A 25,281-nucleotide genomic window follows, 5' to 3' on the forward strand; every position below is an offset into this window, starting at 1 on the left:
CCCGCCCCTGGAATCCGGGGGCGGGCCTCCTCTTCACTTCACTTCACCGCGTGACCAACGTGGTCGCGGTAGCCGTCCTGCCTGCTACCTGAACTTCCGGCTGATCGCGTTGTAGACGCCCTGTGCCTCGGGGCCCAGGTGCGGGCCGGCCAGCCAGGTGTCGTTGGACGGGCCGATCGAGGTGTTCGAGACCAGGGCCGTCTTTCCGTTCGGCATGGTGGCGAACCAGCCGCCGCCCGAGGAACCACCGGTCATCGTGCAGCCGATCCGGTACTCGGTCGGCATGCTCGCGCCCATCGACAGCCGCCCGGGCTTGCCGATGCAGTCGAACATCCGCGCACCGTCGTACGGCGCCGCCTGCGGGTAGCCCCAGGCGCCGATGCCGCTGAACAGCGTCGGCGACGGGGCGCCGAACCACACCGGCAGGGACGCGCCGACGGTCTCCTGCAGGGACTTGCCGCCGCCGTTCTCCGGCTTGACGTGCAGCACCGCGAAGTCGTACGGCGAGCCGCCGCCCCCGGTGTGGGTGCCGGTGGCGATCCACTGCGAGGAGGTCTGCGCCCAGTCGGCCCACCAGGCGCCGTACGGGGTGATGTTGCGCTGCGGGGAGTTGTCGACCCGGGAGGCGGACAGCCCGTTGTCGTTGTAGGACGGGACGAAGATGATGTTGCGGTACCAGCCGCCCTTGGAGCCGCTGTGAACGCAGTGGCCGGCGGTCCAGACCAGGTTCGACTTGCCCGGGTGCGCCGGGTCGTCGACGACGGTGCCGGAACAGACCTTGGGGCCGTCGGGGCTGTCGAAGAAGATCTTGCCGACGGGTGCCGCGTGCTGGTGGTAAGGGCGGGCGACCTCCTTGGCCGCCACCGTGCGCGGAGCGGGGTCGGTGGTCCCCTGGTCCGAGCCGAAGTTCGACTGGACGGTGTTCTGGTTCTCCTTCGCCCCGGACATCCGGGCCGGCTTCCACAGGTCCTTGATGACCGGGTTGGCGAAGTCGGCCGCCTCACGCGCCCACTTGTCCCAGTTCTTCCAGTCGCCCTGCTTCCACTTCTCCAGGTCCTTGATGCTGGTCGGCAGACCGCTGGGAAGCTTGGCGTCGGAACCGGTGTCGGCCTTGGCCGAGGTACTGGCAGCCGCGGTCGGCTTCGCCGCCGCGTCGCTGTCGTCCGGGCCGCAGGCGGTGGCGGTGAGCGCGAGCAGCGCGGTCAACGCCGCCGCGGCTCGGGCGGACCGTCGAATGAATGGCATTGAGTTGTTCCCCCATGTACGTGCTTTTTGTACGCTTCTTGTCATGGCCCCATCCGGGGCGGCCTCCACTATGCCGTCTCCCCGGCGGAGTTGGATCACCGGCCCCTCGTTGTCGCAGAACCGTTTCATGGAGCAGACGGGATCTTCACGCCCCGTAGACCGGCTGCGGCGGTTCGGAGCCGGCCAGCAGCTTCAGAGCCGTCTCGCCGGCTTCAGCCGGGGTCCACCGGGCGCCCTTGTCGGCGGTCGGTCCCGGCCGCCAGCCCTCCATGACGGTGATCCGGCCCGCCTCCGTCTCGAAGACCCGGCCGGTGACGGCGGCGGAGGCCGCCGAGCCGAGCCAGACGACCAGCGGCGAGACGTTCTCCGGGGCCATGGCGTCGAAGGCGTCACCGCCGGGCGCGGCCATGGTCCCGGCGAAGGTCTGCTCGGTCATCCGGGTGCGGGCGGCGGGGGCGATGGCGTTGACGCGGACGCCGTATCGGGCCATTTCCGCGGAGGCGACGAGCGTCAGGCCGATGATCCCGGCCTTGGCCGCGGAGTAGTTGCCCTGCCCGACGCTGCCCAGCAGCCCTGCTCCGGAGCTGGTGTTGACCACCCGGGCATCGGGTGTGCGCCCGGCCTTGGCCTCCGCGCGCCAGTGCGCGGCGGCGTGCTTGAGCGGCAGGAAGTGGCCCTTGAGATGGACGCGCATCACCGCGTCCCAGTCGTCCTCTTCGAGATTGACGAGCATCCGGTCGCGCAGGAACCCGGCGTTGTTGACGAGGGTGTCGAGCCGGCCGAACGCGTCGATCGCGGTGGCGACCAGCGCGGCTGCCCCGGCCGCGGTGGCGATGTCGTCGCCGTTGGCGACCGCCTCACCGCCCAGCGCGCGGATCTCGTCCACGACCTGCTGGGCCGGGCCCGCCGAGCCCCCGGCGCCGTCGAGACCGACCCCGAGGTCGTTGACGACGACTCTCGCGCCCTCGGCGGCGAAGGCGAGTGCGTGGGCGCGGCCGAGACCGCGGCCCGCACCGGTGACGACGGCGACCCGGCCCCCGCAGATTCCGACTCCGGCTCCGGTCATGTCACTTCTCCTTGTTCGCGGTTGACGGTTCGCGGTTGACGGTGGCGGCATCGAGGAAGGCCGGGCGCTCGCCGCCCCCATGGACGAGCAGGCTCGCCCCGGTGATGTACGCGGCGCGGTCCGAGGCGAGGAAGACGCAGGCGTCGCCGACCTCGCCGGGCTCGGCCAGCCGGCCGGCCGGCACGGTCCGGCCGACGGCCGCGACACCGGCGTCGTCGCCGTAGTGCAGATGGGACAGTTCGGTGCGGACCATGCCGAGGACAAGGGTGTTGACGCGCACCGCGGGCGCCCATTCGACGGCCATGGAGCGCGCCAGGCTGTCCAGTCCCGCCTTGGCGGCGCCGTAGGCGGCGGTGCCGGGTGACGGGCGGCCGCCGCTGACACTGCCGATCATGAGGATCGAGCCACCGCTCTCCTGACCGCGCATCACCTCGTAGGCGGCCAGTGACGCGGTCAGCGGGGTGGTGAGGTTGAGTTCGAGGACTCTGGCATGCCGGGCGGCCCCACCGTCGGCGAGTAGCCGGAAGGGTGTTCCGCCGGCGTTGTTGACCAGGGTGTCGAGGCGGCCGCAGTCGTCCTTCACCCGAGCGAAGAACGCGTCGACGGAGCCGGGATCGCGCAGGTCGAGGGGGAGGAAACGCGCCGTGCGGCCGCCCGCCGCGACCGGTTCGTCAGGGGGGCGGCGCGCGCAGACCACCACCTCGGCGCCCGTCTCCAGGAAGGCGCGGGCGATCCCCGCACCGACGCCTCTCGTGCCGCCGGTGACGACGGCGACGCGTCCGGACAGATCGACGGTGACCGTCAACTGGCACCTCCCGCAGCGCTCGAACCACTGCTACCTTCTACCTAACAAATGTTTGGTGGAAAGGTAGCTGATCCTCATCATGGGTGTCTCCACCTCGACCCCGCAAGACGGAATCGCCGTCATCACCGTCGACTTCCCACCCGTCAACGCCCTCCCCGTACAAGGGTGGTTCGACCTGGCCCACGCACTGCGCGCGGCCGGCGCCGATCCTTCCGTCCGCTGCGTCGTGCTCACCGCTGCGGGCCGCGGCTTCAACGCGGGCGTCGACATCAAGGAGATGCAGCGCACGCCCGGACACCAGGCACTGATCGGCGCCAACCGCGGCTGCGCCGAGGCGTTCGGCGCCGTCTACGACTGCGAAGTTCCGGTCATCGCGGCCGTGCACGGCTTCTGCCTGGGCGGCGGCATCGGCCTGGTCGGCAACGCCGACGCCATCGTGGCCAGCGACGACGCGACGTTCGGACTGCCGGAGCTGGACCGCGGCGCGCTCGGGGCCGCCACCCACCTGTCCCGGCTCGTCCCCCAACACCTCATGCGGGCCCTGTACTTCACCTCCCGCACCGCCACCGCACAGGAGCTGCACCGGCACGGCTCGGTGTGGGAGGTCGTGCCGCGCGAGAAGGTACTGGACGCCGCGCTCGCGCTGGCCCGCGAAATGGCGGCCAAGGACGGCGAGTTGCTGCGGCTGGCCAAGGCCGCGATCAACGGCATCGACCCGGTGGACGTCCGGCGCAGCTACCGCTTCGAGCAGGGCTTCACCTTCGAGGCCAACCTCAGCGGGCTCGCCGACCGGCATCGGGACGCGTTCGTGTCGACGAAATCGGCGAAGACCACCACCCCCGGGCAACCGGTGAAGGAGGAGCGGTGAGTACGGACAAGACCATGACCGCCGAGCAGGTCGTCGGCCGGCTGGAGAGCGGGATGATCCTCGGCATCGGCGGCTGGGGATCCCGCCGCAAGCCCATGGCACTGATCCGGGCACTGCTGCGCTCGGACATCACGGACCTGACCGTGGTCTCCTACGGCGGCCCCGACGTCGGACTGCTGGCCGCCGCCGGCAAGATCCGCAAACTGGTCGCCGCCTTCACCACCCTCGACTCGATCCCGCTGGAACCGCACTTCCGGGCCGCCCGCGAGAGCGCCGCCTTCGAGATGACGGAGCTCGACGAGGCGATGTTCATGTGGGGGCTGACCGCGGCCGTGCACCGGCTGCCCTTCATGCCGATCCGGGCCGGGCTCGGCTCGGACCTCATGCGGGTCAACCCCGGCCTGCGGACGATCGTCTCCCCGTACGAGGACGGCGAGGAGCTGGTGGCCGTGCCCGCCCTCCGGCTCGACGCCGCGCTCGTGCATCTGAACCGGGCCGACGCGTTCGGCAACGGCCAGTACCTGGGCCCCGACCCGTACTTCGACGACCTGTTCTGCGAGGCGGCCGACACCGCGTACGTCAGCTGTGAGCGCATCGTCGCCAGCGCGGAGCTGGTGACGGCGGGCCCGCCGCAGACGTTGCTGGTCAAGCGGCATGCGGTCACCGGGGTCGTCGAGACCCCGAACGGCGCGCACTTCACCTCCTGCGCCCCGGACTACGACCGTGACGAGGCCTTCCAGAGCGCGTACGCCAAGGCCGCCGCCGACCCCGCGGCATGGCGGGAGTTCACGGCACGCTTCCTGTCCGGCGACGAGGACACGTACCAGGCCGCTGTGGCGGCGTTCGCGAAGGAGGGCTCATGACCACCGCGAAGGACTCGCAGGACACCGTAGGCGTGACCCGGGCCGAGTACTGCGTGCTGGCGTGTGCGGAGGCCTGGCGCGGCGACGGCGAGATCCTCGCCAGCCCGATGGGCACCGTACCGGCGATCGGCGCCCGGCTGGCGAAGCTCACCTTCTCGCCCGATCTGCTGCTCACCGACGGCGAGGCGATGCTGATCGGCGATGTACCGGCGATCGGGGGCGCGTCGGAGCTGGTCGAGGGGTGGCTGCCGTACCGCCAGCACCTGGCGATGGTCACCGGCGGCAAGCGGCATGTGATGATGGGCGCCAGCCAGGTGGACCGGTTCGGCAATCAGAACATCTCCTGCATCGGCGACTGGGAACAGCCCAAGCGCCAGCTGCTGGGATCCCGGGGCGCACCCGTCAACACCCTGAACAACCCCACCAGTTACTGGGTTCCGAGGCATTCGGCCCGGGTCTTCGTGGCGCGCGTCGACATGGTCAGCGGGGTCGGCTACGACCGCGTGGCGGCGGCCGGGAAGACCGCGACCCGGTTCCACGAGATCCGCCGTGTCATCTCGGACCTCGCCGTCTTCGACTTCGACACCCCGGACCGGTCGATGCGGATCCGCTCCCTGCACCCGGGGGTGACCGCCGAGCAGGTACAGGACGCCACGGGCTTCCCGCTCGTGATCCCCCGCGATGTCCCGTTCACCCGCGAACCGACGGACGTCGAACTGCGGCTGATCCGCGAGGTGATCGACCCCCGGGGCCTGCGTGACCGCGAGGTACGGGCATGAGCGGGCCGCCCGACGAGACCCCCGCGTCGTCCGAGACCCCGGCATCGTTCGAGACCCCGCTGACCGAGCTGGTCGGTGTGCGGTACCCGATCGTGCAGACCGGTATGGGCTGGGTGGCCGGCCCCCGGCTGGTGTCGGCCACCGCGAACGCCGGGGCGCTGGGCATCCTCGCCTCCGCCACCATGACGACGGAGCAACTCCGTTCCGCCGTGCGGGAGGTCAGGTCGCGGACCGACGCACCGTTCGGCGTCAATCTGCGGGCGGACGCGGGCGACGCCGGCGAGCGGGTCGGGATCCTCATCGACGAGGGCGTGCGGGTCGCGTCCTTCGCCCTCGCGCCGTCCCGGGACCTGATCGCCCGCCTCAAGGACGCGGGCGTGGTCGTCATCCCGTCCATCGGCGCCCGCCGCCATGCCGAGAAGGTCGAGGCGTGGGGCGCCGACGCCGTCCTGGTGCAGGGCGGCGAGGGCGGCGGGCATACCGGGAACGTCGCGACGACGGTGCTGCTCCCGCAGGTCGTGGACGCCGTCGGCATTCCCGTCGTCGCGGCCGGCGGCTTCTTCGACGGCCGCGGGCTCGTCGCCGCGCTGGCGTACGGGGCGGCGGGGATCGCGATGGGCACCCGCTTCCTGCTGACGTCCGACAGCACGGTCCCGGACGCGGTCAAGGCCCGCTATCTGGCGGCGTCGGTCAAGGACGTCACCGTCACCACGAAGGTCGACGGCCTGCCGCACCGGATGCTCCGTTCGGAACTGGTCGACACCCTGGAGCGCTCGGGGCGGCCCGCCGCCCTGCTGCGCGCCCTGCGGCACGCGGCCGGGCTCAAGCACGATTCCGGGCTCGGCTGGCGGCAGATGGTCCGCGACGGTCTCGCGATGAAGCGCGGCAAGGAGCTGACCTGGAGCCAGGTGCTGCTGGCCGCCAACACCCCGATGATGCTCAAGGCGTCGATGGTCGAGGGCCGCACCGACCTCGGGGTGATGGCCTCCGGCCAGGTCGCGGGCCTGATCGAGGACCTGCCGTCGTGCGCCGAGCTCGTCGGCCGGATCATGGCGGAGGCCTGGGCAGCGCTCGGCACGCTGCCCAGGGAGCCGCTCCGCTAGTGCTCTGGCCGGAAAGGTTTGCCTGGTTCGCGGCGGCCGGCGCGGTGCATCGCAAGGCGGAGGATCGTCCTCGTACCGGGCGTACTCGGACGACTCCGACAACGCAGCGAGGTGCCGTGCCGGGCGTCGCGAACCGGTGAACCTTTCCGGCCAGAGCACTAGAGGCGCACCCGGACCGATCGTCAGGCGCCGGCGGTGAGCCAGTCGTCGATCCCCGCCCGCAGCCGCGCCTTGGTTCCGTCCGGAGCGAACGAGGCGTCCACTCCGGCGCGGGCCAGTTCGGCCAGCACCTCGTCGTCGTAGCCGAAGGCGTCACGGACGAGCTCGTACTCGCGCGCCAGTGACACGTTGATCATCGACGGGATGTCGGTGCTGAGCGTGACGAACAGCCCGGCCGCGCGCATCCGCTCCAGCGGGTGCGCACGCAGGGACGCGGCGAAGCCGAGGGCGACGTTCGACGACGGGCACACCTCCAGCGGGATCCGCCGCTCCCGCACCTCGGCGACGAGTGCCCCGTCGTCCAGGATCCGGATGCCGTGTCCGATCCGCTCCGCTCCCCCGATGTCCAGGGCCGCGCGGATGCTCTCCGGCCCACAGGCCTCTCCCGCGTGGTGCACGATGTGCAGCCCGGCCTTGCGGGCGGCGACGAACACCTCCGCGAACGGTTCGACGGGGTGCGCCTCGTCCCCCGCGACCCCGATGCCCACCACGCCGCCCTCGGCGTGGCGCTCGGCGAGCTCCAGGGTGCGCCAGGCGCGCTCCACCGACCGGCGGCGGGAGTGGTCCAGCAGCACCCGGCACTCGATGCCGAACGCGTCCCGGCCCGCGGCCAGCCCCTCCAACACGCTCACCAGCGGCATGTCGAGATCGCCGAGCCGCTCTCCATGGCCGGCGGCGGTGAAGGACACCTCCGCGTACCGGGTGCCGTTGGCCGCCTCGTCCTCGCAGAACTCGTAGGCGATCCGGCGGAAGTCCTCCGGCCGGCACAGGCACGAGCGGACCAGGTCGTTCTGCGCGAAGAAGTCGGCGAAGCTCTCGAAGGCATGACCGCCGTCCACCAGATGCGCGGGGATCTCCACTCCGTTCGCGGCGCCGATCTCCGCCAGGGTCGGCCACCGCACGGTGCTCTCCAGGTGGACGTGCAGATGGGCCTTGGGAAGCGTGCGCAGGTCACGCGTCGCGGCGGGAGTCGACGTCATACCGGAAAGCCTGCCACCGGGGGTGGGAGCCGTCGAACGAATTGCCCCGCCGTTCCAGGACCGGCCCTACAACCGCTCAATGATGGTGACGTTGGCCTGGCCGCCGCCCTCGCACATGGTCTGCAGGCCGTACCGGCCGCCGGTGCGCTCCAGCTCGTGCAGCAGCGTCGTCATCAGCTTGGTGCCGGTGGCCCCGAGCGGGTGACCCAGCGCGATGGCGCCGCCGTTCACGTTGACCTTTCCGGGGTCGGTGCCGGTCTCCTTGAGCCAGGCGAGCACGACGGGGGCGAACGCCTCGTTGATCTCGACCAGGTCGATGTCGTCCATGGACAGCCCGGTCTTCTTCAGCGCGTACGCCGTCGCGGGGATCGGTGCGGACAACATCCGGATCGGGTCCTCGCCGCGGCAGGACAGGTGGTGGATCCGGGCGCGGGGGGTCAGACCGTGCTCGGCAACCGCGCGCTCGGAGGCGATCAGCATCGCCGAGGCCCCGTCGGAGACCTGCGAGGAGACGGCGGCGGTGATCCTGCCGCCCTCCACCACCGGTTTGAGGGCTGCCATCTTCTCCAGGCTGGTGTCCCGGCGCGGTCCCTCGTCGGTGGTCACAGCGCCGTACGCGACAATCTCGCGGTCGAACCGTCCCTCGTCGATGGCGCGCAGCGCCCGCTGGTGGGAGCGCAGCGCGAGCCCCTCCATCGCCTCGCGGGTGATGCCCCACTTGTCGGCGATCAGTTCGGCGCCGTGGAACTGGTTGACGGGCTGGTCGCCGTAGCGGGCCCGCCAGCCCTCCGAGCCCGCGAACGGGCCCTCGGTGAGGCCGAGCGGGTCGGCGGCCTGCCGGCTGGCGAAGGCGATGGGGATCATCGACATGTTCTGCGTACCGCCCGCCACCACCAGGTCGCTGGTGCCGGAGAGCACCGCCTGGGCGGCGAAGTGCACGGCCTGCTGGGAGGAGCCGCACTGCCGGTCCACGGTCACCCCGGGCACCTCCTCGGGGAGTCCCGCCGCCAGCCAGGCCGTCCTGGCGATGTCGCCGGCCTGCGGGCCGACGGTGTCCAGGCAGCCGAACACCACGTCCTCGACGGCCGCCGGGTCGGCTCCCGAACGTTCCATGAGCGCCTTGAGGACATGCGCGCCGAGGTCGGCGGGGTGCACGGCGGACAGTCCGCCCTTGCGCCTGCCTATCGGGGTGCGGACCGCTTCGACGATGTAGGCCTCGGCCATGACTACTCCTCGGTGTACTTCTCGGCGTCCTTCGGGAATGTCGCTTTATCCATGTCAGCTCCGGACGGCCACGCCGTCCAGCACCATCGACAGGTACTGCCGGGCGATCTCCTCCGGGCTGTGTTGTCCGCCCGGCCGGTACCAGGAGGCCGCGACCCATACGGTGTCGCGGACGAACCGGTAGGTGAGCCGGATGTCGAGGTCGGCGCGGAAGACTCCGGCGGCCACCCCGCGCTCCAGTGTCCCCAGCCAGGCCCGTTCGAACTTCACCTGCGAGTCGGCGAGGTAGCCGAAGCGCGGTTGGGCGGCCAGGTGCCGGGCCTCCTTCTGGTAGATCGCCACCGCCGCGCGGTGCCGGTCGATCTCCTTGAAGGACTGCGTGACCAGGGCCTCGATGGTCTCCCGCGGGCCGAGGCCGGCAGCCAGCACCTCGTCGTACCCGGCCCACAGCTCGTTGAGGAAGGTCGAGAGGATCTCGTCGACCATCGATTCCTTGGAGTCGAAGTGGTAGTAGAGGCTCCCCGCGAGCATTCCCGCCTCGTCCGCGATCCGCCGGACGGTCGTCGCGTTGTAGCCCTGCGAGGCGAACACCTCGGCCGCGGTCGCCAGGAGTTCGCCGCGGCGCTCGGGGGCGGGGCTCATCGTCGTCTTCTTGCTGCTCTTGCTGCTTTTCGGCACCGGGTCATTCTCGCCTCACGCGTGCTGGCTGCTGGCCGACACGGTCTCGCCGGTCAGGTACGAGGAGTAGCCGCTGGCCAGGAAGACGATCACGTTGGCGATCTCCCACGGCTCGGCGTACCGCCCGTAGGCCTCCCGCTCGGTCAGTTCGGCGAGCAGTTCGGGGGTGGTGACCTTCGCCAGGTGCGGGTGCATGGCCAGGCTGGGCGAGACCGCGTTGATCCGGACCCCGTACGCGGCGGCCTCGACGGCGGCGCAGCGGGTGAGCGCCATGACGCCCGCCTTGGCGGCGGCGTAGTGCGCCTGCCCGGCCTGGGCGCGCCAGCCCACCACCGAGGCGTTGTTGACGATGACGCCACCGCTGCCGGCCCGCCGCATCCGGCGCAGTGCGGCACGGGTGCAGCGGAACGTGCCGCCGAGTGTGACGTCGAGGACCTTCGACCACTGCTCGTCCGTCATGTCGACGAGCTCGGTGGTCCCGCCGAGGCCCGCGTTGTTGACGAGGATGTCGAGCCGTCCGTGCCGCTCTTCGGCGAGGTCGAACAGCGCGGTGACGTCGTCCTCGCTGGTGACGTCGCAGGCCACGCCCGCCACCCGGTCCGCGCCGAACTCCGCTGCCAGCGCCTCGGCGGACTCCTTGATCCGGCGGGGGTGCGCGTCGCCGATGACGATGCTCGCGCCCTCCTCCAGCAGCCGGCGCGCGGTGGCACCTCCGATGCCGGCGCCCGCCGCGGCGGTGACGACGGCGGTACGTCCGACCAGGAGGTTGTGCCCCTGCGGGTACGGGGGCGGGGTGCGCAGGTTCGCGGTCATACGCGGAACTCCTCCTCGACGGCTGACGGGGCGTACGTTAATCTACCAAACACTTGTTAGGGAAGCTCGTCAGGGGAGGACGGAATCCGATGGACCTCGACTTCACGCCCGGGGAGGACGCGTTCCGGGCCGAGGCCCGCGCCTGGCTCAACACGCACGTTCCCGCAACCCCCCTGCCCTCGCTGGAGACCGCCGAGGGCTTCGCGGCGCACCGCGCCTGGGAGCGCGAGCTGTCCGCCGGCCGCTGGTCGGTGGTGTCCTGGCCGGAGGAGTACGGCGGCCGGGGCGCCTCGATCCTGCGCTGGCTGGTGTTCGAGGAGGAGTACTACGCCGCCAACGCCCCCGGCCGCGTGAGCCAGAACGGCATCAACCTGCTCGCCCCGACCCTCTTCGAACACGGCACCGACGAGCAGCGCGCCCGCGTCCTGCCCGACATGGCGAGCGGCCGAACCATCTGGGCGCAGGCCTGGTCGGAACCGGAAGCGGGCAGCGATCTGGCCTCGCTGCGCTCCACCGCCACCCGCGTCGACGGCGGCTGGCTGCTGAACGGCCAGAAGACCTGGTCGTCCCGCGCCGCCTTCGCCGACCGCGCGTTCGGCCTCTTCCGCAGCGACCCGGCGGCGGACCGCCCGCACCGCGGCCTCACGTACCTGATGTTCGCCCTGGACGCGCCGGGCGTGACAGTACGGCCCATCGGGCGGCTCGACGGCAAGCCGGCCTTCGCCGAGCTCTTCCTCGACGACGTCTTCGTACCCGACGAGGACGTCATCGGCGCCCCCGGCCAGGGCTGGCGGGTGGCGATGAGCACCGCGGGCAACGAACGCGGCCTCACCCTGCGCAGCCCCGGCCGCTTCCTGGCCGCCGCCGACCGGCTGACCGCGCTGTGGCGCGAGCGGGCGGACCTGCACGACACGGCGCTGCGCGACCGGGTCGCCGACGCGGTGATCGGCGCCCGCGCCTACCAGCTCTTCACCTTCGCCAACGCCTCCCGGCTCGCGGAGGGCGGCGACATCGGCGCCGAGTCCAGCCTCAACAAGGTCTTCTGGTCGGAACTGGACATCCGGCTGCACGAAACCGCCCTCGACCTGCTCGGCTCCGACGGAGAACTCGCCGACGGGGACGACGGCTGGGCGGAGGGATACGTCTTCTCCCTCGCCGGACCGATCTACGCGGGCACCAACGAGATCCAGCGCGACATCATCGCCGAGCGACTGCTCGGCCTCCCGAAGGGACGCCGGTGATGCGGTTCCTCCTCGACGCCGAACAGGCCGAATTCGTTCGCACGTTGGACCAGCTGCTGGCCGCGGCGGACACTCCGGCCGTCGTCCGCGCCTGGTCCGCGGGCGACCACGGTCCGGGCCGCGCCCTGTGGGAACGTCTCGCCAGGACCGGGGTCTTCGCCCTCGCCGTGTCCGAGGAGTACGACGGGCTCGGCCCGCTCCCCGTCGAACTCGCCGCAGCTTTCGTGGAACTGGGCCGGCACGCGGTACCGGGCCCGCTGGCCGAGACGGTCGCCGTCTGCGCCCTGCTGCGGGGCCTTGGCGACCGCGGCCCGGCAAAGGAGTGGCTCCCGCGGATCGCCTCCGGCGAGGTACTCGTCACGCTGGCGCCGACCGACTCGTACGCCCTGGACGCGGATGCCGCCGACGCCGTCTTCCACCTCGTGGCGGACGGCCTGGCGCTCGCGGCCGACCACGGCCCGGTCCGCGCCTCCCTCGACCCCGCCCGCCGGCTCGCCCGCCCCATGGGGGGCGAACCGCTCGTCTCCGGCCCGGCCGTACGGGAGGCTGGGCGGGACGCGGCCGACTGGGCAGCCTTCGCGACCGCCGCCCAGGCCCTGGGCACCGGCCTCGCCCTGGTGGAACGGACGGTCGCGTACGCCAAGCAGCGCGCCCAGTTCGGCACGGTCATCGGCGGCTTCCAGGCGGTCAAGCACCGGCTCGCCGACGCTCTCATCGGTCTGGAGTTCGCCCGGCCGCTCCTTTACGGCGCCGCGGTGGCGCTGGCCTCCGGCTCGTCGGGCGCGGGCCGCGACATCGCCGCCGCGAAGGTCGCCTGCGGCGAAGCCGCCTATGCGGCGGCCCGCACCGCGCTCCAGCTGCACGGGGCGATCGGCTACACCGCCGAGTACGACCTTTCGTTGTGGATCGGCAAGGCGACCGCGCTGCGCACGGCGTGGGGCACGCCGGCCGAGTGTCGGGCGCGGGTGCTTTCGGGGTAGCCGGGTGTGTCCTGGGTACGGGGGCCGGGCTCTCCGGCGCAGGAGTTCGAAATCGACCATTCACGGTCCCCCAGCCTTCGGCCGGGGGTGCCCCCAGCGGCCCACAAATAGCTCGGCAGCATTTCGAACCCCTACGCCTCCGATCCCGGCCCCCTCGCCGCCGTTCGAACGCTTGGGCACCATTGCCCGCTCCCCACTGCGTCTGCTGTGATCCTCCGGTTGCAACTCGCGACCAACCCGATTGACCAGGAGGCTGTATGAGGCTGCGTCAGCTGTTCGTTTCACTGGTGGCGGGAGCCTTACTGCTCTCCACCGCCGGCGCCGCCGCGGCCACCACCGCGCCCGCCAACGCCGGCACCGCACGGACCGAGTGCTCGGCGTCCTTCTTCGAAGGGGACCGGCGGCTCGGCCCGGAGGAGCTGCCGACCCGGGGAGCGGTGGGGAACGAGCTGATCTTCTACCACCGCACGGGCGGCCTGTCCGAACAGGCGTTCCTGTCGACGTACAACACCGGCACCAGTTGGATCTACCCGCCCAGCAACGGCTACGTCATCGGCCCTGACGGCCGGCCCGTCGAGTGGCACCAGACCCTGCTCCCCGGCCAGGACATCGACCGGTTCGGCAGCGAATACGGCTCCTTCCTGGCCCCCGAGGGCCTGCCGTACGCCAACCGCTCCATCCCGCCGCAGAGTCTCGACGGCACTCCTGCCGCCGGTTGCAATTACCACGACTACCGCGTCCTGAAGCCCTTCACGGTGGACGCGGGACCGATCGCCCCCTGGTTCGCGCAGCCCGGTTACGGCCTCCAGTACCAGCTGGACGCGGCCCTCGTACCCGGCTCTCCCACCGCTCTCAACGTCATGTGGCTGGTGGCCAACGGATATCTTCAGCGACTCGTCTAGGCCGGCCCGAGCGGCTTGTCACCGAAGGTGACATCGCGGCACCGAAAGTAGCCGCAGGGGCGCTGTACAGGAGTGTTCCGGTGGTGGACAGATGTCACCCGGCTGAAAATCAGTGGATCCGACGGCGGCGCCGAGAGGCGTCACCGGTGATCGACGCTCGGTGACCGCTGCCGCGATGAACTGAGCAGATGACCCCGCCGGGCACCACGAGCCGCCTACCGGGCGGTACTCCACGACAGCTGCCCGGAAGAAAGCGAACCGGCTGAGAGGACCGCAGGGGCCTGCGAGGGGCCATACTGGGGGTAATGACGAAATCAGCCGTGACCCGCCGCCACCTGCCCGCCAGCCCCTTCCGGATTCCGGTCGCCCCTCCCGTCGAGAACTTCGAGGTGGGTGACCGGGTAACGCACGACGTCTATGGACTCGGCCGAATCATCGGTGTCGAGGACGAGGTCGCCGTGCTTGCCGACTTCGGATCCCGCCAGGTACGGATCATCAAGCCGTACTCGAAGGTTACGAAGCTCTGAGCTTCCTGGCCGCGCCCCAGCAAGGTCGCGGCCAGGATTCTCTCCGCTCGCCGCCCTGAGCCCAAGGGACCTCAGGGCCGGCTCGAACTCCGGCATGCCCGTGCCCGGCACGGTATGTCGGCCATCATCCCGGCTCCGGACCACCGGGCCGCCGCACCACCTCTTCATGCTCCAACTCCCCACCGTTCAGACGTGTTCCAGGCCCGTGAAGTTCCCCGGTGCCGGCACCAATCTCACGATGTCCGCCTCCCGGCGGGGTCGGCCGTCAGTGCGCCAGTGAGGCCTCGTCGCCCATGGCGATCACCGGGTGGTTCCGCGGATCGAGCGCCCGCAGCAGGTCGACCATGTGTGCTGCGGACAGGCTGACGCAGCCGTGCGTCGGGCCTCCGTGGTCGACGTGGATCCAGATGCCGCCGCCGCGGCGCTTGCCCATCGGCTGCCTGCTGTCCAGCGGTGACGCACCCGGCACCCGGTTGTAGTCGATGGCGATGACGTAGTCGAAGGACCCGCCCAGCGCCTCGCCGCGGAATCCAGTGCCGCCCGCGGTGAAGCCCTGGGAGCGGTGGTACGGCAATCTGCTGCCCGGGTCGGCCTTGAATCCGCCGGCGTCGCTGAGGGTGAAGACCCCGATGGGGCTGTGCAGATCGCCCTCGTAGTGCGTGCCGATCCAGCCGCGCAGGGCGTTGTGCGCGGGCCAGACGACGCCCGCCCGCCACCGGCCGTCGGCGGCGCGGGTCCACAGGGTGACCGTGGAGTCGGAGGAGTCCTTCGCCCGGCCGGAGGCCAGCAGCACCTGGCGGGAGGCGGCGGGGATAGCCGCCAGGGCGGCCGGGCCCAGGCCGGGTATCCGTTCGGTCTCCCGGCCGGCCGGCGCGTTGTCCTGCGCGGCGTCCGTCGCCGGGGGGCGGGAGTCGGCCCTGATGGCGGCGGGGACCGAGGCCGCCCGGTCCTGCGACCGCGACCCGATGACCGGGTCGATGGAACCGATCCCGAACCAGGCCGCGGCGGTGGCCAGCGACAGCACCGTCGTCACCCCGGCCAGGGCGGCCGTCCGGCCGGAAGCGCGACGCCGGGACCGGTGCCGGGCACGGTGGCGGCCGTGGCCGGTTCGCGTTTCGGGCACTGTGACGGGCCTCATGGGCAGCGATCCTCGCAAAGTCCGGGACCGATGGAGGCCTCCGGGCCGACATCCGTCCCAGATGTCCGGACCCGTCCCTCGCGCCGCCCGGCCGGGAACTGATGAACAATCGCACGATGGACGAGACCCCGCAGCACGACAGTGCCCTGCCCGACGACCGCGACCGCGACCCGGCCGGGCGGGCCCGCAACGCCCGGCCGCGCGACGGACTCGGCCGCCCGCTGCCGTACGGGGCGCCAGGCGTGGAGCGGCAGCCCGAGGGGGTGGTGCGCTCCCCCGGGCAGTCGCTGACCGAGGCCCAGCGCCTCCTCGACGCCGGGTTGCCGTTCCACGCCCATGAGGTGCTGGAGGACGCGTGGAAGGCCGCCGACGAGCCGCAGCGCGCGCTGTGGCGCGCCCTGGCCCAGCTCGCCGTGGGACTCACCCACGCGCTACGTGGCAACGCGTCGGGCGCGGCGAGCCTGTTGCGCAGGGGGGCCGACGGCATCGACCCCTACCGGGACGCCGCGCCGTACGGGATCAACATCGCGGGTCTCGTCGGCTGGGCCCGCGAACTGGCGGACCATCCCGGTGCCGCACAGGGCGCCCCTGCTCCGCGGCTGCTCGGGGGGCCGCCGGAAGCGGTCTGAGCGGGCCTGGTTCGCACCGCCCGGAGGCGTGTAACGGGTTTGGGCGCCCGACCCAAGTACAGATGTAAGGCATCGCTCATCTGTTCAAGGAGTCGTCCGTGCAAGCAGAGCATCCGACATCGCCACCCCGCCGTGCCGGCGGCTCTTCTCAGAACGCTCACACAGCGCTCTCACAGGACTCTCACGCCGGCCCGAGATGATCAGGTCAACCGGGGCGACGAGAGAGGGCCCGCCGTATGAAAAAGCGTCCGCAGCCCATGTGTGGTGGAACCGTCCGCGCCCTGTCCCGCCGGCTGGGCAGGAGCGGTGTCCTGGTCGTGGCCTGGCTGACCGTCACCGTCGCGGGGACCGGAGTGGTCATCGCGACGGGCGAGTCGCCTGTCGCGGCCTCCGAAGCGGTGAGCGGGCCCGCCGTGTTCGCCGGGCTTCCCGGGGTGTCGAACACCGTGCACGCGACGGCGAGCATCAAGCAGGTCGGCGCGCTCTTCGACGGCGGGCTGTCCGGCGGCCACTACTGCACGGCGAGCGTGGTGCAGAGCGCCGGCAAGAACGTCGTCGTGACCGCGGCGCACTGCCTGTCCGGGGGTACCGGCGACACGGTCTTCGTACCGGGTTACCACGACGGCGAAGCGCCGTACGGTGTCTGGCCGCTGGAGAGCGTGACGCTCGCCCCGGGGTGGACGAGCGGCGCGGACCAGGACCTGGACGTGGCGTTCGCCGAGGTGGCGCGTGTGAACGGCCGTGAGATCCAGGACGTGGTCGGCGGCTACACGATCGGCACCAGCGGGAGCGGCGACAACGACGGGACGACAGCGACCACGGTGCGCCTCACCGGCTATCCCTCCACCGCCGACGCACCCCTCACCTGCTACAACGACGCCACGGCGTACACCCCCGACCAACTGCGGATCGCCTGCACCGACTACAGCGGCGGAACCAGCGGCAGCCCCTGGGTCACCGGCCTGGACCCGGACACCGGTACCGGGACGGTCATCGGTGTCATCGGCGGCTACGAGGAGGGCGGCGACACTCCGGACGTCTCGTACAGCCCGGCCTTCGACAGCGTGATCGGTTCCCTCTACGAGCAGGCCGTCGCGGCCTCGCAGTAGATCGGTTCGATGGAGAGATGCGCGAAATCGAAGGACCCCACCGGTGCCGGAGCGCAGGGTCCGCGCGTGTAGACGTCGGCCCCGGGACCCGGAGCTGGCCGCGGATCCCGGGGCCGACGCTGTCACACCCTCCCCCGCCCCGACAGCGGGTGAAGGGCCCGACCCAGCAGGCGGCGCAACCTGGTGGGTCGGGCTGGTCGTTGGCCTGGTCCCATCTTCAATGCCCGGTCTTGAGCGGGGCTCGTGACGGGCTGTAATACGGACACGAGCGACGAGGCCCCTGCCGGTGCCCGGGGAGGGACCGGCGGGGGCCTCGCGTTCCACGGGCTGCTGTCAGCCGCGCAGAAGGAAGTCGTACACCGCCTGGCGTCCGGCGTCGCTGGTGGCCCGGCTCTGCACGGAGTGCGCCGCGCCGGGCACGATCACGACCTGCCCGAGCGGGGCCATCTTCGCCTCCTCGCGGAGCCATTCCATCGGGGTGGACACGTCCCGGTCGCCGCCGAGCAGCAGCACCGGCACCCGGGGCAACCTCTGATGACGGGGCGGGGCCGCCGGCACGGGTTCGCGTGGCCAGTCCAGGCAGCTGAGGATGAAGCCGTTACGGGTGGCGGTGGCCGCGTCGAAGGGCCAGGTCCGGGCCGGGGTGAGCCTGCGCTCGACCCGGTCCAGCACCGCGGCCCGGCCGTCGACCGGAGTGTCGGACGTGCCCCACGGGTAGCGGTAGTCGGCGCACAGCGTGCTGGCGTGCAGACCCTGGCTGAGTTGCTCGGCGGTGGCCGCGGACCCTTCATGGGTGCCGTCGATGTACCCCTGCAGGGTCTGTGGTTGGCCGGCCGCGGCCAGATGCAGCGCCTCGGGAACGCCCTTGTAGTCGGGGTCGACGAACTCGTAGGTGGTGAGCATGTCCAGGACGGCGGGGCCGTTGTGGTAGGTCCTCACCACCTGGGCGAGGTCGCGGACCGGGTCGGTGGTGCACCCGGTGGCCGCGCAGGCGGTGCGCAGCACCCGGGCGGTGGCGGTGAGCGTGGTCAGGTCCGGCAGGTTGTCGCCCTGTTGCGGTACCACCGAGTCCAGGACCAGCCGGTTGACGCGCTCCGGGTGCGCCAGCGCGTACCGTTCGGCGACGAAGGTGCCGTAGGAGACGCCGTCCAGGGTGATCTTGTGCGCGCCCAGCGCCCGCCGCAGCAGGTCGAGGTCGCCGACGGTGTCGGCGGTGCTGAAGTAGCGCCGGTCGGGGCCGATGGCGGCCGCGCAGTCCGTGACGGCCTTGGGAGTGGGCGGCGTCAGGTCGGAGGATCCCATCTCCTTCTGGAGTTCGGGGCATTGGAGCGCGCCCGCGCCGGTGCCCCGCTGGTCGATCATGACCATCCGGTACTGGCCGAGTACCGGCGCCAAGATGCCCGCGAGCCTGGTCATGAAGGGCACGCCCGGCTGTCCCGGTCCCCCCGCGAGGAAGATCAGATCGCCCTTCGGTGCCCGGGTGTTGCCGGTCATGGCCACGCTGAGCGACAGGGTGCCGGGGGTGCGCCCGGAGTGGTCGAGCGGGACGGCGAGCGTGGCGCAGGTGAAGCTCTCCTGCCCCGGGCAGGGTGCCTGCCCGGTGAGCCGGCCCAGGTGCTGGGGCGCGCCGGCCGGTGCCCCGGTGGCCGCGGGGGCGGGAGCCGCCCCCGTCATCAGCGCACCGGCGGCGGCCAGCGCCACCAGCCCCGTCACTGCCTGTCTGCGGAACCGCACTGCGACCATGAACGTTCCCCATTCCCCGTTGTTCCCCTGTGGTGGCACGGCTGTACGGGGGCGCGCCTCCCGGACTCCCCCGTCCGTCCAAGGTGCGCCCCCGCACCGCACAGGCTGCTACGTGCCCCGCCGTACCGCGAGCGTTTGTGCCAGGATTCGATGAGGTTCAAACGGTTGGACGCGTCCGCCGGACAGGCGCTAAAAGGGGCCGGGCCCCGGGGGAGAGCATGATCCGACTGGCAGTGGACTCCACCGGGTTGGCCAGGTCCCGGTTCGCCGTCTCACCGCTGATCGAGGCGGCCGGCACCCTGATGCCGTGGGGGGTGCGGGGACCGCTGAGCGCGGATCCCTGGGTGTACCGGGCCCGGCGGGTGCTGCGCAGGGAGGACCTGCCGCTGTTGACCGCGCTCGCGGTGGACCGGTCCGGTTACCTGCCGGACTTCCTGACGCCGTATCCGAGCGTCCCCTCCCCCGATGTCGCGGACGAGCTGGAGCAGGTGCGGACCACACCGCCGGAGCGGGTCGCCGCCGAAATGGAGGCGGTGCGCGTCGGCCGCCCGGAGAGCGGGCTGGCGGGACGGGAGCTGCCGGACGTGGTGCGCGAGGCGCTGGAGCGCGGCGGCCGGTATCTGGCGGAGCGCGCCGCGGACGAGCTGGGCCGCTACTGGGAGAGCGGCTTCGCGGCCCACTGGCCGCAGGCCCGTGCGGTCCTGGAGGCCGAGGTCGACCAGCGGGCCCTGACCCTGGCCCGCTACGGCGCCGAGCGGCTCTTCGGCTCGCTGCACCCGTCGATCCGCTGGGACGGCGGAACCCTCCGCGTCGACAGCCGCTTCGAGGTGGCGCTGCCCGCGCCGATGGTGCTGCTGGTGCCGTCCCTGGTGGCCTACGCGGTCGGTGTCTCCATCGACCCGGTCCGTGGTGTGCCCCGCCGGCCGCCGGCGCTGATCTACCCGGCGCGGCCGCCGGCGGTGGCCGAGGCGCCGCCCAGCGCCGAACTGGCGCGGCTGCTGGGACCGACCCGCGCCGATCTGCTCGCCTCGCTCGACCGGCCGGCGACCACCACGGCGCTGGCCTCGACGCGCTTCCTCAGTCCCGCGACGGTCTCGTACCACCTGGGCGTTCTGCGCCGGGCGGGGCTCGTCAGCAGCACGCGTTCGGGCCGCGAGGTGCTGTACCTGCGCACCCCGCAGGGCGGGCGGCTGCTGTCCTCCCCGCCGGGGTAGTCGCTCAGCTCTGCCCGGCCGGGGCGGTCAGCAGCCCCAGCGCGGTCAGGTCGTCGACGGGCTCGTGGACGCTGCAGGAGCCGACGGAGGTGAAGGTGGAGCGCACCCGCGCCACACCCTCGTCGCCGAGCTCCCTGACGCGGTCCCGAACGGTTCCGGCCGTCCGCTCGGCGAGCAGCGCCGCCACCGCGTCGCCGTCGGCGCCGTCCAGGGCCGCCGCGGTGGCCAGCAGGACGTTGAGGAACCCGTGGTGCTCGAAGCCGGTCGCGGGGTCGGTGTGCCGCAGGGCGTGGTGCAGTCCCGCGGTGCATTTGAAGGCGAGTCCGCGCTGCGCGCAGGTGACGATCGCCCCGGCCAGTTCGTCCTCGCCGGGGAACGCCGCGGCGGCGGTGCCGCCGGTGCGCAGTTTGGCGTGGTGCCGGCCGGCCGCGAGGGCGTCGGCCACCTCCGGGCCGAGGGCGCCGCGCGGTACCTCCACATGGGCGGTGACGTCCTCGGGCAGCTCCCGGTCCAGGACGGCGAGCGCTTCGCCGACCGCGGCGCCGTCGGGCAGCGCGATCTCCACCGCCGCCAGCCGGGCGCCGGACACCTTCGCCAGTAGGTCCAGCGCGGGCAGCAGGGCCTGGGTGCCGCCGGGCACCGTCAGGCCGATGCCGATGACGTCGTCGCCGGGGAGCGCCGCCAGGGCGGCCGCGAGCTCGTCGAGCCGGGGGGCGGGGAAGACGAAGGGGCCGACGACGTCCGCGAACCATGCCGTCCGGTAGCCGAGGTGCGCGGGCAGCGCCCGCGGCAGCGGTACGTCGCCGGGCGGGAACAGCGCGGCGTCGTCGATCAGTCCGGACCAGGCGGTGCTCATGAAACGGCCTTCCCTTGGGGTGGCGCTGCCGCCACCCGCGTGGAGGGGACCGGTTCGCCCGGCCCCCTCCACGGATCTCAGCGGTTCAGCTCACCTTTCGTCAATCCTTCAGGAGATTGAAGTTACTGGTGGTGACCGCTCCCTTCTTGATCTTCACGGTAGTCGTGGTCGGCTGGTAGCCGTCCTTGGCGATGATCAGGGTGAGCGGGTTGTTGCGGACGTCGAGCCACAGGGCGTACGTACCGTCCGTGCCCGTCTTGAGGGTGTAGTGCGTCGCCCAGGTGTTGATCTGGACGGTCGCACCCGCCAGCGGCGTGCCGGCGCCGGTCACCGTGCCGGTGATCTTGCCCCAGGTGGCCGGAGGCTTGACGGTGAAGGTGACGCCTATCGGGTCCAGCCGGTAGGGCGTGTCACTGGTCAGGGCCAGCGAGGCGTGGAACGTGCCGGGCTGGGTGACCTCCGGAACCGATGCGTCGAGCGTGACGGTGAAGGTGACCGTCGCGCCGGCCGCCACGGTCAGCTTGTCCGTGCTCTCGCTCAGCCAGCTGACGTCGGCGCTGTCCGACTGGTCGTACCCCGGCAGCAGTTCGGCCGTCTTGACGGGCGTCTGGCCCGCCAGGCCGCCGACCGCGTAGAAGCCGGGTCCGGCGCCGCCGCGGTAGACCGAGGCGTTGGCGTTGGGCAGTGCGCTCCAGGTGTTGTCGGCCGGGTTGTAGGCCCACGCCTGGTTGGTGATGGCTGCACCGCTGTTGATGGCGCCGCCGGCGATCAGCAGCAGGCCGTTGGCGGAGGTGTACGACGTGCCCCACTGGTCGGTGGGCTGGTCGGCGATCGGCGACCAGGCGTTCGTGGCCGGGTCGTAGACGTAGCCGTGCTTGACGGTGCCCGCGTCGGTGGTCCCGCCGGAGCAGTACAGTTTGCCGCTGATGGCGCCGCACGCCTCCCAGGCGATGGCCTCCGGGTAGGCGGCCGCGGCGGACCAGCTGTTGGACGCCGCGTTGTAGACGGACACATCGGTGGTGCCGCAGGCGGTCGCGGTGCAGCCGCCGACGACGTACAGCTTGTCGTTGACGACGGCGCTGCCCGAGCCGGCGTACGGCTTGGGAGCCGCCGTCCCGGTGGACCAGGTGTTGGCCGCGGTGTCGTAGATCTCCAGCTTGGCGTCCGGAGCGCCGGAGGCTCCCCAGCCGCCCGCGATGTAGAGCTTGCCGCCGATGACCCCGTGGGCGGGTGCCTCACGGGTGTCGGCCGCGGAGGCCTTCTTGGTCCAGGTCCCCGCGGTCGTGTCATAGGCGTACAGGTCACTGGTGTCCGCGGCGCCGGTGAAGCCGAAGCCCGAGTAGACGGTGCCGTTGGCCACGCCCACGGCGTTGTCGCCCGTCGCCACCGGCAGGTCGGCGACCGACTGCCAGGCGGTGCCGGCCGCACCCTGCGCGGCGGGGGTGACCCGGGGCGCCTTGTCCGACTTGAGGGACAGCTTGGAGGTGCTGGTCTTCACCAGGTTCAGCGGGGCGCCGCCGGTCTTCGCGATGACGAAGTCGCCCGCGGTCTCGCCGACGTTCAGGGTGGCGGGAGCGGTGCCGGTGTTTTTCACCGTCACCTTCTGGGTGGCGGTGCCGCCCCAGGCGGCCGTCTTGCTGATGGCGCCGGGAGTGACCTGGAGCCGGCCCGCCGTGAGGGCGAGGTCGGCACGGACGGTGCCGTCCGGCGGCACGTTCGCGGTGGCGGTCGCCTTGGTGTAGCCGGCGGCTGCGGCCCCGAACGGGTGGTTGCCGGTCAGATGCGAGAACACCCAGTAGAAGCCGTCACCGAGGGCCGCGTCGTCCGGTGTCGCCGCGGTCGTGGTCTTCTCCGTCGGGGCGTCGGCGCTGATGACCGTCGCACCGTTGACGCCGGTGTGGGTGTTGGCGTCCGTCACGTTGCCCACCACGAGGCCGCCGGGGACCGGGTCGTAGGAACGCTGGCCGACGAAGACGTTGTCCAGCTCCCACCAGTAGGCCCAGGTGCCGGAGTAGTGGAAGCGCAGCCGGACGTCGCTCTTGCCCGCGTAGGCGGTCAGCGGCAGGTCCACGTGCTGGGGGCCCAGGAGCGAGGTGGTGGTCTGGTGCCACAGCGTGGTCCAGGTGGTCCCGCCGTCGGCGCTGACATCCACGTCGGCGGTCGAGTTGGAGTAGCCCTTGTACTCGGTGTCGAAGCCGACCACCGGGGTGGTCTTCCCGGTCAGGTCGAACGACGGGGAGAGCAGCTGGCTGTCCTGGTGCTTGCCGCTGCCGATATGGTCACTGTCGATCATGGCGAAGCCACCGGTGCCACCGGTCTTGTTGGTGCGCTTGCCGGCGTCGTCGAAGCCCCAGCCGCCGGTCGTTCCGTCGGCGTTGGTCACGCTCCAGCCCGCGGGCGCGGAGGTGGTGGAGTCGAACGGCTCGGTCGCGCCGTTCAGGTGGACGGCGTAGCCGGGAGCCTGCGCGGCGATCGCGTCGACGGGGACGGCGACGTTCACGGTCTGGTCGGCCGTGCCGACCGCGACGACCTTGTCCACCGACTGGTAGCCGGTGTAGGCCGCGGTGACGTGCAGGGTGTAGGAGACGCCCTGCGGGAGCGTCAGGTGGTAGGCGCCGGTGGCCGGGTCGGTGAAGACCGGGCCGCCGGGAACGCCGTCCACGGTGATCTTCGCGTAGAGCGGCCAGCCGTGGCCGGATCCGTCGGCGACCTTGCCGGAGACGGTCTGGCGGGGCACCGCGTCCAGCGCGAACGCCTGGCTGACCGTACCGCCGTCGGTGAGGACGACCGACGCGACGGTCTTCGTGGCGTAGCCGTAGGCGCTCGCCGACACGTCGTAGCTGCCCGGCGGGATGTCGAGCTTGTAGCCGCCGGCGGCATCGCTGACCGCGCTGTGGTCACCTGCCTTGACCTGCGCTCCGGCCAGTGGCGCGCCGGTGGCGTGGTCGGTGACCGTACCGGAGATCACGCCGTGCGGTCCGCTGCGGAAGGCGTCCAGGCCGTTGGGGGTGCCCAGGCCGGTCGGGCCGTCGTAGCCGGTTCCGGCGGTGCACAGGTAGGCCGGCGTGCAGGTGCCGTTGATGCCCGTGGTGACGTCGTTGAGCGAACCGGGCTTCGCGTACGGGTACGCGTTCGGGTAGGTGCCGGCGCCGGGGGTGCCGGCCGCGGCGTAGACGCCCGCGATGATCGGCGAGGCGGCGCTGGTGCCGCCGTACACCGACCAGCCGGAGGCTCCGTAGGTCTGGTAGACCGCGACACCCGTCAGCGGGTCGGAGACCGCGGAGACGTCCGCCACCGCGCGCTTGCCGCAGGGCGTGTCCGTCTGGAAGGCCGGCTTGGGCTCGTAGAGCGAGCACCCGGAACCGGGGCCGCCGTAGGAGTTGTGCCAGACCGACTCCGTCCAGCCGCGCCCGCTGCCCGCGTCCCTGGCCAGCGCGGTTCCGCCGACGGCGGTCACGTACTGGGAGGCCGCCGGGTAGCTGACGCCGTAGTCGCTGTCGCCCGAGGAGGCCACGATGGCCACGCCCGGGTGGTTGTAGTACGGGTCCATCGCGGTGGTTTCCGACGGGTCCTCGCCGCTGCCGGGCGTCGAGTCGTAGCCGGTGCCGTACGAGTTGGAGACGTACTTGGCGCCGAGGGCGACCGCCTGGTCCACCGCCGCGCCGAGGTTCTCAAAGCTGGGGTCGTCGGCCTCGACCAGCAGGATGTGGGCGTTGGGGGCGGCCGCGGACACCATGTCGACGTCCAGCGAGATCTCACCCGCCCAACCGGTGTTGGGGGCCGGGTAGTCGGTGCCGCCGCGCTGGCTGACCTTCTTGAAGCAGCCGTTGGCGGTGGTGCAGGCCGGGAGTCCGTACTGCGCCCGGTAGACCGCGAGGTCGGCCTCCGCGGTGGGGTTGTCGTAGGCGTCGACGATGGCCACGGTCTGGCCCGCTCCGCCGTCGGCGGGGAGCGCGTACGCGCTCTGCAGGTCACCGGGGCCGAAGCCGTTCGGGGTCGCGGCGTTGATCCCGACGGTGCCGTGCAGATCGGTGCGGCGCAGCGCGAAGCAGCTGAACTGACCGGGCTTGGCGGCGCCGCACTGGGCCGTGACGTCGGGCCGGGCGGAGGTGGCGGCCGACGCCGTTGCGGCGGCGGGCAGTTGGAGGCCGAGCAGGGCGACGGCGGCAGAGGCGGCGGCGGCGATGACCGACGCCACGCCTCTGCGTCTTCCGGGCCGCCGCGGTATGGGTATACGCAAAGCAGGACTCCTGGAATCTGACCGGAGCCGGCCGGTGCACGGGGTCGACCGGCCGACGG

Annotated in this window: 22 protein-coding genes; 11 read left to right on the forward strand and 11 right to left on the reverse strand. The window is 72.0% G+C overall.

What is annotated here, in order from left to right:
• Positions 1 to 84 precede the first annotated feature (84 nt).
• The 3 genes from AC07DC_RS03220 to AC07DC_RS03230 all read right to left on the reverse strand — a co-directional run bounded on the left by AC07DC_RS03220 (position 85) and on the right by AC07DC_RS03230 (position 3,116).
• The gene (locus tag AC07DC_RS03220) at positions 85 to 1,245 is read right to left on the reverse strand and encodes a trypsin-like serine peptidase (protein ID WP_478911315.1); all 1,161 of its coding nucleotides are present in this window, start codon (positions 1,243 to 1,245) and stop codon (positions 85 to 87) included.
• A 145-nt stretch (positions 1,246 to 1,390) separates the two neighbouring features.
• A complete protein-coding gene (locus AC07DC_RS03225) occupies positions 1,391 to 2,311 on the reverse strand; it encodes an SDR family oxidoreductase (RefSeq protein ID WP_478911316.1) in 921 nt (306 codons plus the stop codon).
• Between the two features lies 1 nt (position 2,312).
• The gene (locus AC07DC_RS03230; RefSeq protein ID WP_478911317.1) at positions 2,313 to 3,116 is read right to left on the reverse strand and encodes an SDR family oxidoreductase; all 804 of its coding nucleotides are present in this window, start codon (positions 3,114 to 3,116) and stop codon (positions 2,313 to 2,315) included.
• Between the two features lie 79 nt (positions 3,117 to 3,195).
• On the opposite strand from AC07DC_RS03230, the gene AC07DC_RS03235 reads away from it, so the two are divergent.
• The 4 genes from AC07DC_RS03235 to AC07DC_RS03250 are packed head-to-tail and all read left to right on the forward strand — an operon-like array spanning position 3,196 to position 6,729.
• Positions 3,196 to 3,984, forward strand: a complete 789-nt coding sequence (locus AC07DC_RS03235) for an enoyl-CoA hydratase family protein (RefSeq protein ID WP_478911319.1) — start codon at positions 3,196 to 3,198, stop codon at positions 3,982 to 3,984.
• Between the two features lie 14 nt (positions 3,985 to 3,998).
• Positions 3,999 to 4,847 (forward strand): CoA transferase subunit A, encoded by an 849-nt coding sequence (locus AC07DC_RS03240; protein WP_478912583.1) that lies wholly within the window; start codon positions 3,999 to 4,001, stop codon positions 4,845 to 4,847.
• Positions 4,844 to 5,626 (forward strand): CoA-transferase subunit beta, encoded by a 783-nt coding sequence (locus AC07DC_RS03245; protein ID WP_478911321.1) that lies wholly within the window; start codon positions 4,844 to 4,846, stop codon positions 5,624 to 5,626. Before AC07DC_RS03240 ends, AC07DC_RS03245 begins: the two co-directional genes overlap by 4 nt.
• Complete coding sequence (locus tag AC07DC_RS03250) at positions 5,623 to 6,729, forward strand: NAD(P)H-dependent flavin oxidoreductase (RefSeq protein WP_478911323.1); 1,107 nt, start codon at positions 5,623 to 5,625, stop codon at positions 6,727 to 6,729. Before AC07DC_RS03245 ends, AC07DC_RS03250 begins: the two co-directional genes overlap by 4 nt.
• A 182-nt stretch (positions 6,730 to 6,911) precedes the next feature.
• Here AC07DC_RS03250 and add read toward each other — a convergent pair whose 3' ends face one another.
• From add to AC07DC_RS03270, 4 genes are all read right to left on the reverse strand, one after another.
• Positions 6,912 to 7,928 carry an adenosine deaminase gene (gene add, locus AC07DC_RS03255; RefSeq protein WP_478911325.1) on the reverse strand — a complete coding sequence of 339 codons (1,017 nt, stop codon included), beginning with the start codon at positions 7,926 to 7,928 and terminating at the stop codon, positions 6,912 to 6,914.
• Positions 7,929 to 7,994: 66 nt separating this feature from the next.
• Positions 7,995 to 9,152 (reverse strand): acetyl-CoA C-acetyltransferase, encoded by a 1,158-nt coding sequence (locus AC07DC_RS03260; protein WP_478911326.1) that lies wholly within the window; start codon positions 9,150 to 9,152, stop codon positions 7,995 to 7,997.
• Between the two features lie 54 nt (positions 9,153 to 9,206).
• A complete protein-coding gene (locus AC07DC_RS03265; protein WP_478912585.1) occupies positions 9,207 to 9,794 on the reverse strand; it encodes a TetR/AcrR family transcriptional regulator in 588 nt (195 codons plus the stop codon).
• 51 nt (positions 9,795 to 9,845) lie between these two features.
• A complete protein-coding gene (locus AC07DC_RS03270) occupies positions 9,846 to 10,643 on the reverse strand; it encodes an SDR family oxidoreductase (protein ID WP_478911327.1) in 798 nt (265 codons plus the stop codon).
• An 89-nt stretch (positions 10,644 to 10,732) separates the two neighbouring features.
• On the opposite strand from AC07DC_RS03270, the gene AC07DC_RS03275 reads away from it, so the two are divergent.
• The 4 genes from AC07DC_RS03275 (at position 10,733) to AC07DC_RS03290 (ending at position 14,293) form a co-directional block, all read left to right on the forward strand.
• Positions 10,733 to 11,884, forward strand: coding sequence for an acyl-CoA dehydrogenase family protein (locus tag AC07DC_RS03275; protein WP_478911329.1), 1,152 nt, complete (start codon positions 10,733 to 10,735; stop codon positions 11,882 to 11,884).
• Entirely contained in the window at positions 11,884 to 12,864 is a 981-nt protein-coding gene (locus AC07DC_RS03280; protein ID WP_478911331.1) for an acyl-CoA dehydrogenase family protein, read from the forward strand. The genes AC07DC_RS03275 and AC07DC_RS03280 overlap by 1 nt, the downstream gene beginning before the upstream one ends.
• 257 nt (positions 12,865 to 13,121) lie before the next feature.
• Positions 13,122 to 13,766: a TNT domain-containing protein gene (locus AC07DC_RS03285; protein ID WP_478911333.1), complete on the forward strand. Its 645-nt coding sequence runs from the start codon at positions 13,122 to 13,124 to the stop codon at positions 13,764 to 13,766.
• Positions 13,767 to 14,071: 305 nt separating this feature from the next.
• Entirely contained in the window at positions 14,072 to 14,293 is a 222-nt protein-coding gene (locus tag AC07DC_RS03290; RefSeq protein WP_138354203.1) for a hypothetical protein, read from the forward strand.
• 265 nt (positions 14,294 to 14,558) lie between these two features.
• On the opposite strand, the gene AC07DC_RS03295 is transcribed toward AC07DC_RS03290, so the two are convergent.
• A complete protein-coding gene (locus tag AC07DC_RS03295; protein WP_478911336.1) occupies positions 14,559 to 15,431 on the reverse strand; it encodes a L,D-transpeptidase family protein in 873 nt (290 codons plus the stop codon).
• A gap of 116 nt (positions 15,432 to 15,547) precedes the next feature.
• Here AC07DC_RS03295 and AC07DC_RS03300 point away from each other — a divergent pair, with 116 nt between their 5' ends.
• Positions 15,548 to 16,060 carry a DUF309 domain-containing protein gene (locus AC07DC_RS03300; protein ID WP_478911338.1) on the forward strand — a complete coding sequence of 171 codons (513 nt, stop codon included), beginning with the start codon at positions 15,548 to 15,550 and terminating at the stop codon, positions 16,058 to 16,060.
• A 236-nt stretch (positions 16,061 to 16,296) separates the two neighbouring features.
• The gene (locus tag AC07DC_RS03305) at positions 16,297 to 17,169 is read left to right on the forward strand and encodes a trypsin-like serine peptidase (RefSeq protein WP_478911340.1); all 873 of its coding nucleotides are present in this window, start codon (positions 16,297 to 16,299) and stop codon (positions 17,167 to 17,169) included.
• Positions 17,170 to 17,502: 333 nt separating this feature from the next.
• On the opposite strand, the gene AC07DC_RS03310 is transcribed toward AC07DC_RS03305, so the two are convergent.
• Entirely contained in the window at positions 17,503 to 18,912 is a 1,410-nt protein-coding gene (locus AC07DC_RS03310) for an alpha/beta fold hydrolase (protein ID WP_478911341.1), read from the reverse strand.
• 218 nt (positions 18,913 to 19,130) lie between these two features.
• On the opposite strand from AC07DC_RS03310, the gene AC07DC_RS03315 reads away from it, so the two are divergent.
• Complete coding sequence (locus AC07DC_RS03315) at positions 19,131 to 20,126, forward strand: ArsR/SmtB family transcription factor (protein WP_478911343.1); 996 nt, start codon at positions 19,131 to 19,133, stop codon at positions 20,124 to 20,126.
• A 4-nt stretch (positions 20,127 to 20,130) separates the two neighbouring features.
• Here the strand turns inward: AC07DC_RS03315 and AC07DC_RS03320 are convergent, their stop codons facing one another.
• Both AC07DC_RS03320 and AC07DC_RS03325 read right to left on the reverse strand, forming a co-directional pair.
• Positions 20,131 to 20,982, reverse strand: a complete 852-nt coding sequence (locus tag AC07DC_RS03320) for a hypothetical protein (protein ID WP_478911345.1) — start codon at positions 20,980 to 20,982, stop codon at positions 20,131 to 20,133.
• 100 nt (positions 20,983 to 21,082) lie between these two features.
• On the reverse strand, positions 21,083 to 25,180 hold the full coding sequence (locus AC07DC_RS03325) for a Kelch repeat-containing protein (protein ID WP_478911347.1): 4,098 nt from the start codon (positions 25,178 to 25,180) through the stop codon (positions 21,083 to 21,085).
• Positions 25,181 to 25,281 lie beyond the last annotated feature (101 nt).

It is taken from the genome of Streptomyces sp. NPDC045021 (assembly GCF_056432645.1).

What these genes read in the sequence shown, in the direction of transcription:
- AC07DC_RS03220 (WP_478911315.1), bottom strand. Translation starts at nt 1,245, where the DNA reads ATGCCATTCATTCGACGGTCCGCCCGAGCCGCGGCGGCGTTGACCGCG.
- AC07DC_RS03225 (WP_478911316.1), bottom strand. Translation starts at nt 2,311, where the DNA reads ATGACCGGAGCCGGAGTCGGAATCTGCGGGGGCCGGGTCGCCGTCGTC.
- AC07DC_RS03235 (WP_478911319.1), top strand. Translation starts at nt 3,196, where the DNA reads ATGGGTGTCTCCACCTCGACCCCGCAAGACGGAATCGCCGTCATCACC.
- AC07DC_RS03240 (WP_478912583.1), top strand. Translation starts at nt 3,999, where the DNA reads ATGACCGCCGAGCAGGTCGTCGGCCGGCTGGAGAGCGGGATGATCCTC.
- AC07DC_RS03245 (WP_478911321.1), top strand. Translation starts at nt 4,844, where the DNA reads ATGACCACCGCGAAGGACTCGCAGGACACCGTAGGCGTGACCCGGGCC.
- AC07DC_RS03250 (WP_478911323.1), top strand. Translation starts at nt 5,623, where the DNA reads ATGAGCGGGCCGCCCGACGAGACCCCCGCGTCGTCCGAGACCCCGGCA.
- add (WP_478911325.1), bottom strand. Translation starts at nt 7,928, where the DNA reads ATGACGTCGACTCCCGCCGCGACGCGTGACCTGCGCACGCTTCCCAAG.
- AC07DC_RS03260 (WP_478911326.1), bottom strand. Translation starts at nt 9,152, where the DNA reads ATGGCCGAGGCCTACATCGTCGAAGCGGTCCGCACCCCGATAGGCAGG.
- AC07DC_RS03265 (WP_478912585.1), bottom strand. Translation starts at nt 9,794, where the DNA reads ATGAGCCCCGCCCCCGAGCGCCGCGGCGAACTCCTGGCGACCGCGGCC.
- AC07DC_RS03270 (WP_478911327.1), bottom strand. Translation starts at nt 10,643, where the DNA reads ATGACCGCGAACCTGCGCACCCCGCCCCCGTACCCGCAGGGGCACAAC.
- AC07DC_RS03275 (WP_478911329.1), top strand. Translation starts at nt 10,733, where the DNA reads ATGGACCTCGACTTCACGCCCGGGGAGGACGCGTTCCGGGCCGAGGCC.
- AC07DC_RS03280 (WP_478911331.1), top strand. Translation starts at nt 11,884, where the DNA reads ATGCGGTTCCTCCTCGACGCCGAACAGGCCGAATTCGTTCGCACGTTG.
- AC07DC_RS03285 (WP_478911333.1), top strand. Translation starts at nt 13,122, where the DNA reads ATGAGGCTGCGTCAGCTGTTCGTTTCACTGGTGGCGGGAGCCTTACTG.
- AC07DC_RS03290 (WP_138354203.1), top strand. Translation starts at nt 14,072, where the DNA reads ATGACGAAATCAGCCGTGACCCGCCGCCACCTGCCCGCCAGCCCCTTC.
- AC07DC_RS03295 (WP_478911336.1), bottom strand. Translation starts at nt 15,431, where the DNA reads ATGAGGCCCGTCACAGTGCCCGAAACGCGAACCGGCCACGGCCGCCAC.
- AC07DC_RS03300 (WP_478911338.1), top strand. Translation starts at nt 15,548, where the DNA reads ATGGACGAGACCCCGCAGCACGACAGTGCCCTGCCCGACGACCGCGAC.
- AC07DC_RS03305 (WP_478911340.1), top strand. Translation starts at nt 16,297, where the DNA reads ATGAAAAAGCGTCCGCAGCCCATGTGTGGTGGAACCGTCCGCGCCCTG.
- AC07DC_RS03310 (WP_478911341.1), bottom strand. Translation starts at nt 18,912, where the DNA reads ATGGTCGCAGTGCGGTTCCGCAGACAGGCAGTGACGGGGCTGGTGGCG.
- AC07DC_RS03315 (WP_478911343.1), top strand. Translation starts at nt 19,131, where the DNA reads ATGATCCGACTGGCAGTGGACTCCACCGGGTTGGCCAGGTCCCGGTTC.
- AC07DC_RS03320 (WP_478911345.1), bottom strand. Translation starts at nt 20,982, where the DNA reads ATGAGCACCGCCTGGTCCGGACTGATCGACGACGCCGCGCTGTTCCCG.